This window comes from Ideonella margarita (assembly GCF_038066635.1).
GTDB classification, from domain to species: domain Bacteria; phylum Pseudomonadota; class Gammaproteobacteria; order Burkholderiales; family Burkholderiaceae_C; genus Ideonella; species Ideonella margarita.
In genome coordinates this window covers 287,052-305,943 of the sequence record NZ_JBBUTI010000004.1, presented here as the reverse complement: position 1 = coordinate 305,943, position 18,892 = coordinate 287,052, and the positions used below count along the sequence as shown (strand labels likewise).

The window sequence follows — 18,892 nt, the reverse complement described above, 5'->3', positions numbered from 1 at the left end:
TTCGCGAAATTCGGAACCCTCCGCCGCGGCACATCCGACACCCAATGTGTCGAGCAGGCCGCAGGCTCGAAGGCCCCGGTTCTCTGAATGCCGCGGGCGCTCGAAGCTGACTCTCAACTTCTCTTCACCACATGGCTGTCCAGATAAACCCGCGGAGTATAGCATCCCGAGAAGCCTCCGGCATCGACGGCGCACTGGCCGAACTTGGCAAGCCCGGTGACGGCCACGTCTTTGCCGCTATCCAGGCCGCCCTGGACACCGCCCGCGGCAGCGCCGCCGGAACGTTCCTGAGAACCTTCGATGCCGCCGCGCTGGCGCAAGCCCGTGAGTCGGAGGCGCGCCGCAAGGCCGGGGCGCCGACCCGACTGCTGGAGGGCATCGCGGTCTCCGTCAAGGATCTGTTCGATGTGAGCGCCCAGCCGGCGACCGGGGGCTCGGTGGTTCTGCACGGCGACAAGTCCGCAACGACGGGCCTGGCTGCGCCGCTGACGGAAGACGCCCCGGCCGTGGCACGGCTTCGCGCTGCCGGCGCCTGCCTCATCGGCCACACCGGAATGACCGAATTCGCGTTCTCTGGCGTGGGCCTGAACCCGCACCACGGCACACCGCCCAACCCGGTGACGACCTTGCTGGACAGCACACCCCGCATCCCCGGCGGCTCCACCAGCGGAGGCGCGGCGTCGGTGGCCATTGGCGCGGCCTGGGCGGCGCTGGGGTCTGACACCGGCGGCTCCATCCGCATCCCAGCCGCGCTGATGGGCCTGGTCGGATTCAAGAGCAGCCAGTTCCTGACGCCGCTGGCCGGGGCCATTCCCCTCTCATCCACCCTGGACACCGCCTGCGCCATCACCACCTGCGTCCGGGACGCCATGCGCCTGCACGCGGTGCTGTCGAACGCGGTGCTGCCCGACAACCCGCCGCCACAGCACCTATCGCGCCCCGCGCGGCTGGCCGTGCCCCGGCAGGTGATGCTGGACGACCTCGAGCCCGCCGTGGCGGCGGCGTTCGAGCGCGCCCTCGCCTGCGCCCGCAGCGCCGGCATGCAGGTGATCGAGATCGACCTGCCGGAGCTGACCGAACTGGCCGCCCTGCAGGCCCAGGGCGGCTTCAGTGCGGCGGAAAGCTGGGCCTGGCACCGGCCGCTGCTGGAGGCCCAAGGCAGCGCCTATGATCCGAGAGTGGCCGTGCGCATCCGTCGCGGGGCGACAATGCTGGCTGCCGATTACATCCAATTGCATCAGCAGCGGCGTGACTGGATCCAGCGCGTGCAACAACGCCTGTCCGAGTTTGACGCTGCCCTCAGTCCCACCGTCCCCATGACAGCACCGCCACTGGCGCCGCTTCAAGTCGACGACTCCCTGTTCTTCCTGACGAACGCAGCACTGCTGCGAAACCCCTCCGTGGTAAACATGTTTGATGGCTGCGCCCTGTCGCTGCCTTGCCAGCTTCCCGGCGAACTGCCGGTCGGTCTGATGGTCTGGGCCCCCAACGGGCACGACGACACCGTTCTTCAACTCGGCCTGCAGCTTGAAGCAGCCCTGTCTCACCACAAGGCCAGCTGACCATGCGCGTTGCCCTGATCGGCGCCGGCATCAACGGCGTCACGACCGCGTACGAGCTCGCCCTGGATGGCCATGAGGTCACCGTCTACGAGCAGCGCGGCAGCATCGCCGCCCAAGCCAGTTTTGCGCAGGCCGGCCTGATGGCCCCCGGCCACCTGCAACCCCTCGCCGCCCCCAGCCTGACCGGCGCGCTGCTGAACCCGCTGCTGCGCAGGCCCGCCACTCTGGAGCGCTTGTGCTCGGTGCACCCGGGGCTGCTGCCCTGGCTCTGGCGCTGGTGGCGCGCCAACCGCGCGCCGGGTCGCCTGGCCAGCCTGCGTCAGCTCCACAGCCTGGTGCACTACAGCCAGACCCGGCTCCACCAGCTCGACCACGACCTGGGCCTGGAGCACGAACACAGCCAGGGCCATCTCGTATTGCTGCGCAGCAAGCGGGAACGACAGCAGGCTGAAGCATCAATGGCGGTGCTGCACGAACTGGGCGAGCGCGCCGATCTGCTGGATCCTGCCCAGGCGCAGCTGATCGAACCTGCCCTGCAGGCCGGCGACCAGCTGATTGGCGCCCTGCACCTGCCGGGCGACGAAGTGGTGAATGGTCGACAGTTCGCCCACCGGTTGAAGGACGAGGCACGGCGCCTGGGTGTGCAGTTCCATTTCCACCACGACGTGATCAGCGTGGTGGCGGGCACGCAGCCTCTCGTGATGGCGCAGGCGCGCGACGACATGCTGGAATCGCAACCGAACGACGAGCTGCGCAGCAACCCGCCGTCGACCGTGTTGCAAGCAGAGGGTGCACAAAGCTTTGATGCCGTGATCATCTGCGCCGGCCAGGGCGCGGCCAATCTGCTGAAGCCGCTCGGCGTGCGGCTCAATACGCAGCTGGTGCACGGCTACTCGATCACCGCCCCGCTGCACCTGCCTGAGGCCAGTCCCGATCCGGGCCCGCGGAGTGCACTGACCGACGAGCGCCACCAGGTGAGCATCACCCGGCTGGGTCACCGGGTTCGGGTGGCGGGCGGCTACGAGGTGGGCGGCCGCGACAAGGCCTGGCGCCAGGGCAGCGTAGACACGCTCTACCGGGTGCTGGACGACTGGTTCCCCGGCGCGGCGCGCACCTCACGCGCCACGGAATGGCGCGGCACCCGCGTGATGACGCCCGACGGCCTGCCGGTACTGGGCGCCAGTGGTGCCCCGGGCATCTGGCTCAACCTCGCCCATGGCCAGCACGGCTGGGCGGAAGCCTGCGGCGCGGCGCGCATCCTGGCCGACCAGATCACCGGGCGTTCGGGCGCCATCGACGTAGCGCAACTCGGCGCCCAGCGGTTCCGATAAGCTCAGGGGCATGAGCCCCCTTCCCTGCGCCCAGAGCGGCGCCACCGTGCCGAACGTCGCCGCTTCGATCGGCCGCATCACGCGGCTGGACGGCTCCAGTGGGGCGGCGCTGTACAGCAACGCGTCAGCCAGGGTCGTGGAGAGCCTGGCGCTCGCAGCCTCGCCACCCTTTGCCTTGATGCAGCGCGCCGGCCTGGCGGTGGCGCGCCTTGGCCAAGCCCTGGCGCCACACGGAAGACGCGCCTGGATCGCCGTCGGCCCTGGCAACAACGGTGGCGACGGACTGGTGGCGGCGGCAGCCCTGAGGCAAGCCGGCTGGCACGTGCAAATCACCACCTGCGGCGCGGGCACCAACCGCCCACCAGACGCCCTGCGGGCCTGGCAGCTGTGGCAAGACGGCGGGGGTGGCGCTACCGAGCTGGCGGATGTGGAGCAAGCAGAACTGGCAATCGATGCCCTGCTCGGCCTGGGCCAACACCGCGCACCCGAAGGCGAGATGGCGGCATGCGTGGCCCGGTTGAACGACTTTCAGCGTGCTGGCGTACCCGTGCTGGCGGTGGACCAACCGACCGGCCTGCTGGGCGACACCGGCCAACCCCTGGGCCACAGCGTGGTGGTGGCCACCCATACCCTGGCGCTGCTGACGGCGCGACCCGGCTTGTTCACCGGCGACGGGCGTGATCTGGCCGGCCACATCTGGCTGGCGGACCTGGCTTGCGACCCCAGCGCGACGCCCCCTTCCGCCACCTTGTCGAGTGCAGACGACGCCAGGCGCGGCCTGCCCATGAGACAACACCAACAACACAAAGGCAGCTTTGGTGATCTCTGGGTGCTGGGCGGTGCCCGCGGCATGGGCGGCGCAGCCCATCTGGCCAGCCGTGCGGCGCTGGCCGCCGGCGCCGGCCGTGTCTACGTCAGCGAACTCGGGGCCGATGGCCAGGCGCCGGCAGACCCCTGCTGGCCCGAACTGATGCAGCGCGATGCCCACGCCTGGTGTGCACCCGGCGTGCTGGAACGCATCACCCTGGTGTGCGGCTGTGGCGGTGGAGAGGCCGTTGCCGCCGAGTTGCCTGCCGCCATCGCGCGCGCAGCCCGACTGGTGCTGGACGCTGACGGCTTGAACGCCGTGGCGGCCGACCCGACTCTGATGCGGGCCCTGGCTGCCCGCCGCGATCAGGCCTTGAGCACGGTGCTGACACCGCACCCGCTGGAAGCTGCGCGCCTGCTGGGTTGCAGCACCGCCGAGGTTCAGGCCGACCGCCTTGCGGCGGCGCAAACCCTGGCCCACAAGACACAGGCCGTGGTGGTGTTGAAAGGGTCCGGCACCATCGTCGCCAGCCCTGACAACGTCCCCGCTATCAACCCCACCGGCAACGCCCGATTGGCAACACCGGGCAGCGGCGACGTGCTGGCGGGCTGGCTTGGCGGCCTCTGGTCGAGCCAAGCCGCGCCGCCCACGGCTTCAGCACATCAAACTGCACGTCAAGCCGCCCTGAGCGCTGTCTGGCTGCATGGTCGGGCGGCTGAGGTGGCGCCGGGCGACCCGGGACTGCCACTGCCGGCACACGAACTCATCCAGGCGTTGCAACGCGCGTCCCACCTCACGCGGCAGAGCGCGCGTTGAGCGCTTGAGCCGCTTGAGTTCGTGGTCAGCGCCGGGTGCGCGACTTCGCCGTCTTGCTCGCCTTGGCTGCCTTGCCAGCGCCGGTGGACGATGATGAACCCCGCGGCGCGGCACCCGAACTGCGCGCCGATCGAGCCGCCTTGGCAGCCCGCTTGACCGCACGGTCATGCGCCTCGACATCGGCCAGTTGCTCCGTGGCCGAACTGGCGACGCGGGGCGCACGTTCAGCCCCACGAGCGCCCGGCTTGCCCTTGACCGGCGAGCCTGGGCGCTCGGTTTCGGCGCCCTCATGCACCAGCCGGAAATCGATCTTCCGGCCGTCCAGGTCAACCCGGCTCACCTGAACCCGCACGCGAGAGCCCACGACATAGCGCACGCCGGTGCGCTCACCACGCAGCTCCTGACGCAGCTCGTCGAACCGGTAGTACTCGCCACCGAGTTCGGTGATGTGCACCAGGCCGTCCACATACAGGGCGTCCAGCGTCACGAACAGGCCGAAGCCCGCAACGGCACTGACCGTGCCCGCGAACTCCTCCCCCAGATGCTCACGCATGTAGCGGCACTTGAGCCACGCTTCCACGTCGCGTGAGGCCTCATCGGCGCGTCGCTCATTCGCGCTGCAATGCGCGCCGGCCAACTCCCAGCGCTCCATCTCGGTAACCGCGGCCTTCGCAGGCTTGCCGCCCGCGCCCTTGCGGGGCTTGGGCGCAGCCAGCTCACCGGTCGACAGCTTGTAGTGGCGCGCCTGCAGGATCGCCTTGATCACACGGTGCACCAGCAGGTCCGGGTAACGCCGGATCGGGCTGGTGAAGTGCGTGTAAGCAGCGTACGACAAGCCAAAGTGACCGCTGTTCGCCGGCGTGTAGATGGCTTGCTGCATCGAGCGCAGCAGCATCGTGTGGATCTGCTGCGCGTCGGGCCGATCTTTCGTGGCCGCGGCAATGGCCTGGAATTCGGCAGGCTTCGGGTCGTCGCTCACAGACAGCCCCAAGCCCAGTGCCTTCAGGTAGTTCTGAAGGGTCAGCCGCTTCTCGGGCGTCGGGCCTTCATGCACGCGGAAGAGCGACGCATGCTCAGCCCCGGCAATGAAGTCGGCGGCGCAGACGTTGGCCGCCAGCATCGCCTCTTCGATGAGGCGATGCGCATCGTTGCGGGTGCGCGGCACGATCTTCTCGATGCGGCCGTTGTCGTCGCAGACGATCTGCGTCTCGGTGGTTTCGAAGTCGATGGCACCGCGCCGGGCACGGGCCTTCAACAACGCCCGGAACACCTCGTGCAGGTGGAGCAGGTGGGGCATCAAGACGCTGCGCCGCGCCGCTTCAGGCCCCCGAGTGTTGGACAGCGCCGCCGCCACTTCCGTGTAGGTCAGACGCGCGTGTGAATTGATGACGGCCGGGTAAAACTGGTAGGCCGTCGTCTGGCCGTCGCTGTCAATCAGCATGTCGCAGACCATCGACAGGCGCGGCACGTCCGGGTTCAACGAGCACAGGCCGTTGGACAGCTTCTCGGGCAGCATCGGAATGACGCGCCGAGGGAAATACACCGAGGTCGCACGCTCGAATGCATCCTTGTCGAGCGCCTCACCCGGCTTCACGTAGTGGCTGACGTCAGCGATCGCCACCAACAGGCGCCAGCCAGTTTGCGCGTTCTTGCCTCGGCCGCTCGACCACGGTTCGCAATACACCGCGTCATCGAAATCTCGCGCGTCTTCGCCGTCGATGGTCACCAGCGGCACGTCGGTCAAGTCGATGCGCTGTTTCAGGTCAGCAGCGCGCAGCTTGTCCGGCAGGCTGGCGGCCTGGGCCAGCGTCTCGGGTGAGAAGCGGTGCGGCACTTCGTACTTGCGCACCGCGATCTCGATTTCCATCCCCGGATCGTCGATCTCGCCCAGCACCTCGGACACACGCCCGACCGGCTGCGAATACATCGACGGCGGCTCGGTCAACTCCACCGCCACCACCTGCCCCGCCTGGGCATTGGCCACCGCATTCTTGGGAATCAGGATGTCCTGGCCGAAGCGCCGGTCTTCGGGCGCCACCAGCCAGATGCCGCCTTCCTGCAACAAGCGGCCGATGATGGGCGTCTTGCGGCGTTCCAGGATTTCAACCACCCTGCCCTCGGGCCGGCCCTTGCGGTCGGCCCGGACGATGCGCACACGCACGCGATCGCGGTGCAGCACGGTGCGCATTTCCTGGGGTGCCAGGTAGACGGAGGCTTCGCCGTCGTCACGGTGCACAAACCCGTGCCCGTCGCGATGGCCGAACACCGTGCCATCAATTTCACTCATGAGCGCACCACCCAACACGGGGGCGCTTGCAATCTTCTTGGTTTTGATGATATAGTCCTATCTTTCGCTGCAACACGAAAAGACTTCGATACGAAGCAATTAGGTTGTAGCAGCGATTAAGCCCAGGTGGCGGAATTGGTAGACGCACTAGTTTCAGGTACTAGCGGGTAACTCCGTGGAGGTTCGAGTCCTCTCCTGGGCACCAAGAATAACCAAAAGATAGATGTTTCGAGCAAGGCCAGCATGAAAATGCTGGCCTTTTTGTTTTGGTGCGACGAATCTCCTCCATCGCCCAGGACCGTCGCCAAACTGTCGCGAATCCATGCCGCTGGCGTGCTGCCGCCACCGAGCAAGCGACCCGAGCAGACGAAAAAAAGCCCGCACTCGGCGGGCTTCCTGCAGCCTGAGCCAGACGGCTCGGCAAACTCGGCATCAGACCGACAACTTCTTCGCCAGGCCATCCGGGCGCAGGTTGTCGTACTCTTCGAACGGCTGGTGGATCCACGGGCTGGTGGCCAGCATTTCCACGTAATAGTCCGGGGTGTAGGTCGACACCGACTTGGTCCAGATCACCGCCGAGCGCAGCTCGGTGATGGAAGGCAGGCCGCGCAGACGCTCCACCACGGCCTTCAGGGTCACGCCCGAGTCGGCCAGGTCATCCACCAGCAGCACGCGGCCAGCCAACTCACCCTTGGGCAGGGTGATGTACTTGGCCATGTCGAGGCGGCCCTGGATGGTGCCAGCTTCCGCACGGTAGGAGCTCGTCGACATGATGCCCAGGGGCTTGTCGAACACGCGCGACAGCACGTCGCCGGGGCGCATGCCACCACGCGCCAGGCACAGGATCTGATCGAACTCCCAACCCGAGGCGTGCACCTTCAGGGCCAGACGCTCGGTCAGCAGGTGGTACTCGTCCCAGGACACATACAGGTGCTTGCCATCATCGGTCAGCATGCTTACTCCCAACTACCCAATTCAGTGAATGCAAAACGCGGCGCTCAGGCCGTGTACGGATGACGCAGCAGGATCGTGTGATCACGGTCCGGGCCGGTCGACACCATGTCGATCGGCGCGCCGATGAATTCCTGAACCCGCTCGAGATAACGACGGGCGTTCAGCGGCAATTTGTCCCACTCGGTGATGCCGAAGGTGCTGCCTTCCCAACCCGGGAAGGTTTCATAGATGGGCACGCAGGCGTCGATCTCGTCACCATCCAGCGGCAGGATGTCCAGCACCTGGTCACCCAGTTGGTAGCCGGTGCACACCTTGATTTCGGTGAGGCCGTCCAGCACGTCCAGCTTGGTCAGGCACAGGCCCGAGATGCCGTTGATGATGATCGAGCGCTTCAGCGCTGCAGCATCAAGCCAGCCACAACGACGGGCACGGCCGGTGACGGTGCCACGCTCCTGGCCAACGGTCGACAGGTGATAGCCGACCGTGTCGGGCACTTCCCAATCGAGCTCGGTCGGGAACGGGCCCGAACCAACACGCGTGGTGTAGGCCTTGGTGATGCCCAGGATGTAATGCAGCATGCCCGGGCCAACGCCGGAGCCTGCAGCGGCATTGCCGGCCACGCAGTTGCTGGAGGTGACGTACGGGTAGGTGCCGTGGTCGATGTCCAGCAGCGTGCCCTGGGCACCTTCGAACAGGATGTTGGCGCCCGACTGGTGGGCCTTGTGGATGCGGTAACCCACGTCAGCCATCATCGGCCGCAGCACTTCAGCCATCTTCATCGCCTGATCGAAGATCGGCTGGAATTCCAGCGGCGTGGCCTTCAGGTAGCCGCTCAGCGCGAAGTTGTGCAGGTCGAGCAGTTCACGCAGTTTCTTGGCAAAGCGCTCCGGGTGCTTCAGGTCTTGCACGCGCAAGGCACGGCGGGCAACCTTGTCTTCGTAGGCCGGGCCGATGCCCTTGCCGGTCGTGCCGATCTTGCCGGCGCCGCTGGTTTCACGCAGGGCTTCACGGGCCTTGTCGACCTCGACGTGGAACGGCAGGATCAGCGGGCAGGACTCGCTGATGAACAGGCGCGAACGCACGTCCAGGCCGGCCTTTTCCAGGCGCTCGATTTCCGACAGCAGGTGCGTCGGATCGACCACCACACCGTTGCCGATGTAGCAGGCCACGCCGTCGCGCATGATGCCCGAGGGGATCAGTTGCAGCGCGGTCTTGACGCCCTTGATCACCAGCGTATGGCCCGCGTTGTGGCCGCCCTGGAAACGGACGACACCCGACGCGTGATCCGTCAGCCAGTCGACGACCTTGCCCTTGCCTTCGTCACCCCATTGGGTGCCGACGACCACGACGTTGCGCCCACGCGCGATGTTGTTGCCTTCTTGCATGTCGTTCTCGAGTTTTCGAAAGTAATGGGTTGGCGACGGGAGGGGCACGCTCAGAGGGCGTGCAACACCCATTGCCCGTCAATGGCGACCAGTTCACGGTCGCAGGCAAATTCCTGGGTTTCCTGCTCGTGGCCCGGCAGGATGCAGACCACGGTCTCGCCAGCGTCGCGCAAACGACGGATGGCAGCACGCAGGCCGGCATCTTCAGACCACGGTGCCCGCACAGCCGTGCGCTGGGCGCCGATGGCCACGGAGCCGGTCAGACCCTTCAAGTCAAGGCTGAAGCCAACGGCAGGACGGTTGCGGCCGAACACCGCACCCACTTCATCGTACCGGCCACCACGCGCCAGGGTGTCGGTGCTGCCTTCGCCGTAGATGGCGAAGCGAACGCCGCTGTAATAGGCATAACCGCTCATGTCCGAGAGGTCGAAACCCAGCCGCACTTCAGGGTGCGACACACGAAGATGCGTGGCCAGCCACTGCAGGTCGTCGAGCGCGGCAGCGATGGGGGCACGTGCCGGCAGGCGGCGGCGAGCCTCAGCAAGCACTTCCTCGCCGCCGTACAGGTCGAGCAAGGCGCTCAAGCCGTCGCGGGTATCAGCCGGGCACTTGGCGGCGATGTCACGCACCGTGCTGCCGTCCTTGGCCGTGAGCGCGGCCACCAGATCGGTCAACGCAGCGGCGTCCAGCGGCACACCACCCAGCACCGATCGGACGATGCGCGCATCGCCGAGGTCGAGGGTGAGCTGACGCACACCAGCCGCTTGCAGGCCATCCAGCGCGAGCGTCTGGATTTCGAGTTCCGCTTCCAGGCCAGCATGACCGAAGATTTCGGCGCCGAACTGGAGTGGCTCACGGGTGGCGTGCAGGCCGGATGGGCGGGTGTGCAGCACCGGGCCGCAGTAGCAGAGCCGCGTCACACCCGTGCGGTTCAGCAGGTGGGCGTCGATGCGGGCAGCTTGTGGCGTGGTGTCGGCACGAACACCCAGCGTGCGACCGCTGAGTTGATCAACCAGTTTGAAGGTCTTGAGATCCAGCTCCCGACCGGTACCCGAGAGCAGAGACTCCAGGTGTTCCAGCAACGGGGGCATGACCAGCTCAAAGCCGTAACCACGCGCCAGATCAAGCCATTGGCGGCGAAGTTCTTCGATGCGTCGTGCCTCAGCGGGCAGGACATCGGCAATGTGCTCTGGCAGCAGCCAAGCAGACGACATGAAAATGAACCGCGGTTAAAACGGGCATTGTACAGGCCATGTCGCCTGCTGGCTCACAGAGACAGTGCGGCGCACATGGCGCCGCATCGAGACTTACTTCTTGCCGGCGGGGGAGCCCGCCGAGCTGCCACCACGCATGGCCTTGAAGAAGTCGGAGCTCGGGTCCACCACCATCACGTCGCTCTTCTTGCTGAAGCTCGTGCGATAGGCTTCCAGGCTGCGGTAGAACTGCGCGAACTGCGGGTCACGGCCGAACGCTTCGGCGTACAGCGCAGACGCCTTGGCATCGCCCTCGCCCTTGACCTTCTGGGCGTCGCGGTAGGCCTCGGCCATGATGACCTCGCGCTGGCGGTCAGCATCGGCGCGGATCTTTTCGCCCTCGGCCTGGCCAGTGGAGCGCAGCTCGTTGGCCACCTGCTCACGCTCGGACTTCATGCGGCGGTACACGGCATCGGTGATGCTGGCAACAAAGTCGACACGCTTGATGCGCACGTCGATGATTTCGATACCGAACGACTTGGCTTCTTCAGCCAGGCGCACCTGCACGTCGTGCATCACCTTCTCGCGCTCGGCCGACAGCACGCCGCCCACCGTGCGCTTGGTGATTTCCTCGTTGAACGCAGCCTGCACCACGGGGCTCAGGCGGTTCTCCAGGTTGCGCATGTCGGTGCCGTTGTTGCGGATGAACTGGCGCGGCTCCGTGATGCGCCACTTCACCAGCCAGTCGATCACCAGGCTCTTCTTTTCAGCGGTGAAGACCGGACGGGTCTCCGGGCTGTCCATCGTCTGGATGCGGCGATCCAGGAACACGACGTTCTGGAACGGCGGGGGCAGCTTGAACTTCAGGCCCGGCTCGGTGATGACTTCCTTGATTTCGCCCAGGGCGTACACCACCGCCACCTGGCGCTGGTCAACCACGAACAAGGTGGACGCGGCCACCAGCAGGGCCGCAATCACGCCGCCCAGCACCAATGCAATTCGATTCATGATGAAAACTCCTGGCGGCTGTTCAACGGCTCTCGCGATCGCGGCTGCGCGCACCATCGCGTGAGCGAGGGTCGGCGGCTGCGGGCTCGGCGGCTGCGGGGGCGGCTGGCGTGGGCGCTGCCGTCGCCGGCATGGCCACGCCAGAGTTGGCGCCGGTTTGCTGCATCAGCTTGTCGAGCGGCAGGTACAACAGGTTCGAGCCGCTGCGGCTGTCCACCATCACCTTGCTGACGTTCGAATACACCTCACGCATCGTGTCGATGTAGAGGCGGTCGCGGGTCACGCCCGGAGCCTTCTGGTACTCGTTGTAGACAGAAGTGAAGCGCTGGGCATCACCTTCAGCCACCGACACCACGCGCGACTTGTGACCTTCAGCCTCTTCGCGCAGGCGCGAAGCCGTGCCCTGGGCCTTCGGAATCACGTCGCTGGCGTAGGCCTGACCTTCGTTCTTGAAACGGTCGCGGTCAGCGCCGGCCTTCACGGCATCGTCAAACGACGCCTGCACCTGCTCGGGCACCTGCACGTTCTGCAGATTGACGTTCGAGATCGTCACGCCAGCCTTCAAGCGGTCGAGCTGCGTCTGGATCGACTTGACCAGGTCAGCGGCAATGGCGTCGCGGCGCTCATAGAGCACCGAATCCACCTTGCTGCGGCCGACGATTTCGCGCACGGCCGATTCGCTGGCCTGCACCACGGCGTCATCGGTGCCACGGTTCTCGAAGAGGAACGCGCGCGCATCCTTCAGGCGGTATTGCACCGTGAAGCGGATGTCGACGATGTTCTCGTCCTGGGTCAGCATCGACGAGTCGCGCAGGCCGGTGGCCTGGCCGATGGTGTTGCGACCCACCTCGACCGAGCGCAACTGCGTCACGGCCACGGTTTCGTGCTGCTGGATCGGGTACGGCATGCGCCACTGGATGCCGGCATCCACCGTGGCGGAATACTTGCCGAAGGTGGTGATGACGGCCTGGTGGCCTTCCTGCACGATGAACACGCCGCTGCCGGCCCAGATCAACGCCACCACGCCGGCAATCAGGCCAACGCCCACGCCGGCACTCTTCATGTCGGGCTGGAAGTTGTCAGGGCCGCGCGGCGGTGTGCCACCGTCCTTGCCACCGTTGCCGCCGCCCAGCAAACCCGACAGCTTGCGATTGAAGTCGCGCCAGAGTTCGTCGAGGTCAGGGGGGCCGTCGTTGCGGCCGTTGTTCAGAACCACCGTGGCGCCGCGAACGCGTGCCCAGGATCCCTGCAGGAGGGCCGCTGCAGCGGCACCCAGTTCACTCAAACGAACCGGGATAGGCGCAGACCGTGAGGATGTAGAGGGCATGGTCAAACCGGAAAGTGTTCAGGGGGATTCAGGTCAGGCCGCCCGAAAAGGGAACGGGACTGCCATCAGGTAATGTGGAGACGACTCCACTATTTATCAAGTCCAGCCGCGCCGCATGCTCGGCAATCACCTGCCGAAGCACGTCCAGGCCTTCGCCGGTCAAAGCCGACACAAACACCCGCGTGACACGCAGGTTCGGACCGATTTCGATCTCGTCGCGCAGGGCATGCGGGCGCTGCGATGGATCGAGCATGTCGAGCTTGTTGAACACCAGCACCTGCGGCACGGTGTCGGCATCGATTTCCTCGAGCACGCGCTCAACCTCGGCGCGCTGCTCCAGCAGCACCGGGCTCGCGCTGTCGACCACATGCAGCAGCAGGTCGGCATCCGCCGCTTCCTGCAGCGTGGCGCGGAACGCCTCCACCAGCTTGTGCGGCAGATCGCGGATGAAACCCACGGTGTCCGACAGCGACACCGCCCTGCCCGCTTCACCCAGGTAAAGCGAGCGCGTGGTGGTGTCGAGCGTGGCGAACAACTGGTTCGCGGCGTAGGCACGGGCCTTCACCAGCGCATTGAACAGCGTCGATTTGCCGGCATTGGTGTAACCCACCAGCGACACGCGGAAGGTACCGCTGCGCTCACGCGCCTTGCGCTGGGTGCCTCGCTGGCGCTTGACCTTGTCGAGACGGATCTTCACCGCCTTGATGCGGTCGCCGATCATTCGACGGTCCAGTTCGATCTGGGCTTCGCCAGGGCCGCCCCGCACACCGGTACCGCCCTGCTGGCGCTCCAGGTGGCTCCAGCGACGCACGAGGCGGGTGGAGAGGTATTGCAGGCGAGCCAGCTCAACCTGCAGCTTGCCCTCATGGCTCTGGGCCCGGGCAGCGAAAATTTCGAGGATGAGCGCGGTGCGGTCAGACACCGCCACACCGATGTGCTGCTCAAGATTGCGCTGCTGGGCTGGCGACAGGGCCTGATCGAAGATCACGCCGTGCGCGCCATGGGCTTGCACCAGCATCTTGATCTCGTCGGCCTTGCCGGAGCCCACGAACAAAGCGGCGTCGGGCGCCTTGCGCTTGCAGACCACCTTGGCAACCGTCACATCACCGGCCGATTCAGCCAGCAGCGACAACTCATCCAGGGTGGGATCAAAAGAGGAACCTGGACCGAGATCCACACCGACCAGCACTGCTCGTGCCGCCTGTTGGTCCGACGGCACGTTGGTTTGATTCACAGCGCTCAAAGGGGGTTCAGCCAGGCTGACCGGCCAGGAAGGCCGGCGTCATGGGGCGCGTTCAGGCGCCGTCGGCTGATTCAGCCGGATGGAAATTGACCGCGCGGCCAGGGACCACGGTGGAAATCGCATGCTTGTAAACCATCTGGGTGACGGTATTGCGCAGCAGCACGACGTACTGGTCGAAAGACTCGATATGACCCTGAAGTTTGATGCCGTTGACGAGGTAAATCGACACCGGCACATGCTCCTTGCGAAGGAGGTTCAGGAAGGGGTCTTGTAGGAGTTGCCCTTTGTTGCTCACGATATGCTCCGTGTTGGAAGAGGAGAAGATTGGCACGTTAACACACGCCTGATGCCTGCAAATTCGCAGGGACAGGGTTATGTGTCAGTTTTCGAGGAAAGGGTTCCGCGCACTCTTGAATTCAATTCTCAGAGGCGTTCCGACCAGCCGGAAATGCTCGCGGAAACGGGCTTCAAGGTATCGCTTGTAGACCTCGGTCACATGCTCCAGGGCGTTGCCGTGGATGATGATGATCGGTGGGTTCATGCCGCCCTGGTGGGCGTAGCGCAGCTTCGGGCGCGACGTGCCGCCCCGCTTGGGCGCCTGGTGTTCCACGGCCTCATGCAGCAGACGCGTCAGCACCGGGGTGGGCATCTTGCAGGTGGCGGAGGCATGGGCAGCCGCGATGGCGTCCCACAGCGGGCCCAGGCCCTGGCGCTTCAGCGCCGAGATGTGCAGCACCGGTGCGAACTTCAGGAAAGCCAGACGTTGCTCGATCGAGCGCTCCAGCATCTGGCGCTGGTAGCTGTCGATCACGTCCCACTTGTTGATGGCGATCACCACCGCACGACCCGAGTCGAGCACGTAGCCGGCGATGTGCGCGTCCTGGTCGCTCACGCCGATGGTGGCGTCCACCAGCAGCACCACCACGTTGGCGTCGGCCACGGCCTGCAGGGTCTTGACCACCGAGAATTTCTCGATCGCCTCGAAGACCTTGCCCTTGCGGCGCAAACCAGCGGTGTCGATCAGCTCGAACTTCTGGCCGTTGCGCTCCAGCGGCACCGTGATGGCGTCGCGGGTGGTGCCGGGCATGTCGAAGGCGATCAGACGCTCTTCACCCAGCCAGGTGTTGATCAGGGTCGACTTGCCCACGTTCGGTCGGCCAGCAACGGCCAGACGGATGGGCTTGTCTTCGGCCGAGATCTCTTCCTCTTCGTCTTCCGGAAAATCTTCCAGCGCCGCTTCCAGCAGACTGCGGATGCCCTGCCCGTGCGCCGACGAAATCGGGTGCGGATTGCCGAGGCCCAGTTCCCAGAACTCGCCCAGAAGGGGCGAATCGACCATGCCCTCGGCCTTGTTCACGGTCAGGATGACGCGCTTGTTGGCCTGGCGCAGGAACCGCGCGATGTCGGCGTCCTGGGCAGACAAGCCGCTGCGCACGTCCGTGACGAACACGACGATGTCGGCTTCGGCCACGGCCTGCTTGGTCTGCTTGGCCATTTCCTTGACGATGCCGGTCGAGCTGTCAGGCTCGAAACCGCCGGTGTCAATGACGATGAACTCCCGGGTGCCCAGCCGACCATCGCCGTAGTGGCGATCGCGGGTCAGGCCGGCATAGTCAGCCACGATGGCATCGCGGCTTTTGGTCAGCCGGTTGAACAGGGTCGACTTGCCCACATTGGGACGGCCGACGAGGGCAATGACGGGTTTCAAAGAAGGGCCTTGGAAATCTGCAGAATCAAAAACGGGCGATCACTCGGGCCGGAAGGCGAACAGACCGCCCTTGGCCGTGACCACCAACAAGGTGGTGTCAAGCACCACGGGCGTTCCCACCACGGCCGAGCCGTCGGTGGGCAGGCGCAATTGCGTCTGGCCCGCATCGCGGCCCAGGAAATGCACTTCGCCTTCAAAGTCACCGACCACCAGGGTCTTGCCCAGCGAGACAGGGCCGCTCAGGCCGCGGTTGAGGAAGCGCTCGGTCGTCCAGAGCACTTCACCGGTGCTGCGGCGGCGGCCGCTCAGGCGGTCGCTGGCGTCGGCGCTGAAGACGAAGTCGGCGTCACCGCCCACGGCCTGCAAACCACCGCCATTGACGGACCACTTCAGCTGGCCGCGCTCGGCGTCCACGCAACCCAGTGCGTTCTGGAAGGCGCGCATGCACAGCACCGAACCAGCACGGGTCACCGGGCCCACCAGGTCAGCCAGACGCTCCACCTCGTTGCTGCCGCGCGGCGTCACCACCGGCACTTCCCAGCGCACCGTGCCCTTGAGCGGGTCAACACCAACCAGGCGATTGCCCTGACCAGCGACCAGGGTGTCCTTGTATGCCGTCAACACGCCTGCCTGGGCGAGCGTCAGGGCGTCGCCGGGGCGCTTGAGCGTCCACAGGCGTCGGCCGTCCAGCACATCGAAGGCGTGAACGACACGGTCGACACCCAGCACGAACACGCGCTCACCCGCCACCAGCGGGGCGGTCACGACACGGCTGTCGACGCGCGCGCGCCAGACTTCGGCGCCCTTGTCCAGCACCACCACCTCACCGTCGCGGGTCACGACGGCAGCGTAGCGGCCGTCGCTGCCCACACCGGCGCTCAAACGGGCGCCGACGTCGGCACGCCACGCTTCGCGGCCAGTTGCGGCGTCCACCGCCACAACGGTGCCGGCATCCGACGCAGCAAAGAACTGGCCCTGACGTGCGGCCACGTTCAGCGGGAAGCTGACGTTGCCGATGTTCAGCTGCCAGACCTGCTTGCCAGCGATCTGGGCCGTCACGGTTTCCAGCGGGGCGGGCTTGGCCTTGTCGGCGGCACAGCCGCCCAGCCACAGGGTGGCGGCGGTCACGCCCAAGGCGAGCCAGCCAGGGAATCGGGAACGCGTGCTGTTCATCATTGGGCTCCAGCCGACGCGGCGGCTTCCGGTGCAGCGGCGCGGGCGGTGAGCTTGGCTTCAATCACCCGGCGATAGTCCTGCTTCTCGTCCATGGCCTTGTAGGCCGCCTGCCAGGCCGTCACGGCCTCGGCCGCCTTGCCCTGCGCCAGCAACACGTCGCCACGGCGATCGTCGGCCAGTGCGGCAAAGGCCGGCTGGGTCACGCCTGCGAGTTGCTTCAGTGCCTCGTCGTAGGCCTTCTTGTCGATCAGCAGACCGGCCAGACGGAGGCGAGCCAGCGCCTTGTAGTCGTCATTGGCAGCGTTGTCGGCCAACCAGCCCAGGCTGGCGGCAGCAGCATCGGCCTGGCCCTTGTCCGCCTGCAGCTTGGCGGCGATCAGACCGGCTTGCTGGGTGTAGGTGGTGCGGGCAAAGCGCTCTTTCAGGTCACCGAAGACGCGACCAGCGCGGTCGGCATCACCGGCGGCCACGGCGTTGTCGAGCTCCTCGAACATGGCGCTGGCCTTGGCACCCTGCTCGCGCTGGTACCAATTCCAACCATTCCAGGCAGCAAAGGCGGCCAGGATCAGTGTCAGCGTCCAGGTGATCAGGTTGCCATGTTGCTGCCAGAAAGCCTTCAGCTCATCCAGTTGCTCTTGTTCCTGAAGATCGAGATTGGTTGCCATGAAACATGGCCCGCAGGCGCGGGCGAGAAAAAAATGCGGGCCCGGCCAGCTGCCGGGTGAAGCGGGGATTATGCGTTGCCGCGCAGGCTCTGTGCCCAGCCAGTCACATCGGCCAGGGGCTCCAGCCGTTGGCCGATGGCCGCGTCGCGCAGCGACTTCACGGCCACCATGCCTTGCGCCAGCTCGTCACCACCGAATACCAGTGCAAAGCGGGCGCCACTGGCGTCTGCCTTCTTGAACTGTGATTTGAAGCTGCCCTGCCCGTCCTTGCCACCGGCATGCATCTGCACCGACACCCCTGCGGCGCGCAAGGCCTCGATCACGGCAATGGCGGTGCCCAGGGCTGATGCATCCGGCAGCACGGCGTACACATCAGGCACCGGCAGCGGCACTTCGATGCCGGCATCGTCGATCAGGGCCAGCACGCGCTCGATGCCCAGGCCCCAGCCCACGGCCGGCGCAGCCTTGCCACCGATCTGCTCGATCAGGCCGTCGTAGCGGCCACCGCCGCACACGGTGCCTTGCGAGCCGAGTCGGTCGGTCACCCACTCGAACACGGTGAGGTTGTAGTAGTCCATGCCGCGCACCAGGCGCGGATTCAGCGTGTAGGGCTGGCCCACGGCATCCAGGGCTGCACGCACGGCCGCCAGGTGAGCGAGCGACGCCTCACCGAGGTAGTCCATCAGCTTGGGCGCGGCTTCCACCAACGCCTGCATCGCCGGGTTCTTGGTGTCGAGAATGCGCAGCGGGTTGCTGTGCAGACGGCGACGTGCCTCTTCGTCAAGCTGGTCCTGGTGCGCTTCAAAATAGCTGATCAGGGCCGCACGGTGGGCCTGACGCTCGGCCGGCTGGCCCAGGCTGTTCAGCTCCAGGCGCACATCGGTCAGGCCGAGGTCACGAAGCAGGCTGCGCGCCATCAGGATGACTTCCGCATCCACATCGGGGCCGGCAAAGCCCAGCGCTTCAACGCCCACCTGGTGGAACTGGCGGTAGCGGCCCTTCTGCGGGCGCTCGTGGCGGAACATCTGGCCGATGTAGTAGAGGCGCTTGCCGCCGTCGTACAGCATCGAGTGTTCAGCCACGGCACGCACCACACCAGCGGTGCCTTCCGGGCGCAGCGTCAGCGGATCGCCGTTGAGCTTGTCCTCGAACGAGTACATCTCTTTCTCGACGATGTCCGTCACCTCGCCCAGGCCGCGCACGAACAAGGGCGTGTGCTCGACGATCGGGGTGCGGATGTTCTGGTAGGCGTAGCGGCGCATCAGTGCGCGCACCACGTCTTCGAACCATTCCCAGCGCGCCGACACCGGCGGCAGGATGTCGTTCATGCCTTTGACGGCCTTCACTTGTTCACTCATGTCAGGGGGACGGGCACGCGGCCCAGTCAGCAGGAATGTCAGAAAAAATTGCGGCCGCACAGTCGGCGGCC

Annotated in this window: 15 protein-coding genes and 1 tRNA gene; 4 read left to right on the top strand and 12 right to left on the bottom strand. The window is 66.1% G+C overall.

Features of this window, described 5'->3' with window-relative positions; all coding sequences use genetic code 11:
• Positions 1 to 131: 131 nt before the first annotated feature.
• From AACH00_RS06800 to AACH00_RS06790, 3 genes are read left to right on the top strand one after another with little or no spacing between them, the layout of a single operon-like run.
• Positions 132 to 1,562 (top strand): amidase, encoded by a 1,431-nt coding sequence (locus AACH00_RS06800; protein WP_341398325.1) that lies wholly within the window; start codon positions 132 to 134, stop codon positions 1,560 to 1,562.
• A 2-nt stretch (positions 1,563 to 1,564) separates the two neighbouring features.
• Positions 1,565 to 2,893 carry an FAD-dependent oxidoreductase gene (locus AACH00_RS06795; RefSeq protein ID WP_341398324.1) on the top strand — a complete coding sequence of 443 codons (1,329 nt, stop codon included), beginning with the start codon at positions 1,565 to 1,567 and terminating at the stop codon, positions 2,891 to 2,893.
• Between the two features lie 10 nt (positions 2,894 to 2,903).
• The gene (locus tag AACH00_RS06790) at positions 2,904 to 4,517 is read left to right on the top strand and encodes an NAD(P)H-hydrate dehydratase (RefSeq protein ID WP_341398323.1); all 1,614 of its coding nucleotides are present in this window, start codon (positions 2,904 to 2,906) and stop codon (positions 4,515 to 4,517) included.
• A gap of 25 nt (positions 4,518 to 4,542) precedes the next feature.
• Here the strand turns inward: AACH00_RS06790 and rnr are convergent, their stop codons facing one another.
• Complete coding sequence (gene rnr / locus AACH00_RS06785; RefSeq protein WP_341398322.1) at positions 4,543 to 6,804, bottom strand: ribonuclease R; 2,262 nt, start codon at positions 6,802 to 6,804, stop codon at positions 4,543 to 4,545.
• A gap of 120 nt (positions 6,805 to 6,924) precedes the next feature.
• Here rnr and AACH00_RS06780 point away from each other — a divergent pair.
• Positions 6,925 to 7,009, top strand: a tRNA-Leu gene (locus tag AACH00_RS06780).
• 227 nt (positions 7,010 to 7,236) lie between these two features.
• Here AACH00_RS06780 and AACH00_RS06775 read toward each other — a convergent pair.
• The 11 genes from AACH00_RS06775 to hisS form a co-directional block, all read right to left on the bottom strand.
• On the bottom strand, positions 7,237 to 7,758 hold the full coding sequence (locus AACH00_RS06775) for a phosphoribosyltransferase (protein WP_341398321.1): 522 nt from the start codon (positions 7,756 to 7,758) through the stop codon (positions 7,237 to 7,239).
• Positions 7,759 to 7,802: 44 nt separating this feature from the next.
• Entirely contained in the window at positions 7,803 to 9,143 is a 1,341-nt protein-coding gene (locus tag AACH00_RS06770) for an adenylosuccinate synthase (RefSeq protein WP_341398320.1), read from the bottom strand.
• Positions 9,144 to 9,193: 50 nt separating this feature from the next.
• Positions 9,194 to 10,357 (bottom strand): ATP phosphoribosyltransferase regulatory subunit, encoded by a 1,164-nt coding sequence (locus AACH00_RS06765; protein WP_341398319.1) that lies wholly within the window; start codon positions 10,355 to 10,357, stop codon positions 9,194 to 9,196.
• Positions 10,358 to 10,450: 93 nt separating this feature from the next.
• Complete coding sequence (hflC, locus tag AACH00_RS06760) at positions 10,451 to 11,344, bottom strand: protease modulator HflC (RefSeq protein WP_341398318.1); 894 nt, start codon at positions 11,342 to 11,344, stop codon at positions 10,451 to 10,453.
• Between the two features lie 22 nt (positions 11,345 to 11,366).
• A complete protein-coding gene (gene hflK, locus AACH00_RS06755) occupies positions 11,367 to 12,560 on the bottom strand; it encodes an FtsH protease activity modulator HflK (protein ID WP_423221904.1) in 1,194 nt (397 codons plus the stop codon).
• A gap of 139 nt (positions 12,561 to 12,699) precedes the next feature.
• The gene (gene hflX / locus AACH00_RS06750) at positions 12,700 to 13,890 is read right to left on the bottom strand and encodes a GTPase HflX (protein ID WP_341398316.1); all 1,191 of its coding nucleotides are present in this window, start codon (positions 13,888 to 13,890) and stop codon (positions 12,700 to 12,702) included.
• Between the two features lie 76 nt (positions 13,891 to 13,966).
• The gene (hfq, locus tag AACH00_RS06745) at positions 13,967 to 14,209 is read right to left on the bottom strand and encodes an RNA chaperone Hfq (RefSeq protein ID WP_341398315.1); all 243 of its coding nucleotides are present in this window, start codon (positions 14,207 to 14,209) and stop codon (positions 13,967 to 13,969) included.
• 84 nt (positions 14,210 to 14,293) lie between these two features.
• Positions 14,294 to 15,622 (bottom strand): ribosome biogenesis GTPase Der, encoded by a 1,329-nt coding sequence (gene der, locus AACH00_RS06740; RefSeq protein WP_341398314.1) that lies wholly within the window; start codon positions 15,620 to 15,622, stop codon positions 14,294 to 14,296.
• Between the two features lie 39 nt (positions 15,623 to 15,661).
• A complete protein-coding gene (gene bamB / locus AACH00_RS06735; protein ID WP_341398313.1) occupies positions 15,662 to 16,795 on the bottom strand; it encodes an outer membrane protein assembly factor BamB in 1,134 nt (377 codons plus the stop codon).
• Positions 16,795 to 17,463 (bottom strand): YfgM family protein, encoded by a 669-nt coding sequence (locus tag AACH00_RS06730; protein ID WP_341398312.1) that lies wholly within the window; start codon positions 17,461 to 17,463, stop codon positions 16,795 to 16,797. The genes bamB and AACH00_RS06730 overlap by 1 nt, the downstream gene beginning before the upstream one ends.
• A gap of 68 nt (positions 17,464 to 17,531) precedes the next feature.
• Positions 17,532 to 18,821: a histidine--tRNA ligase gene (gene hisS, locus AACH00_RS06725; RefSeq protein WP_341398311.1), complete on the bottom strand. Its 1,290-nt coding sequence runs from the start codon at positions 18,819 to 18,821 to the stop codon at positions 17,532 to 17,534.
• Positions 18,822 to 18,892 lie beyond the last annotated feature (71 nt).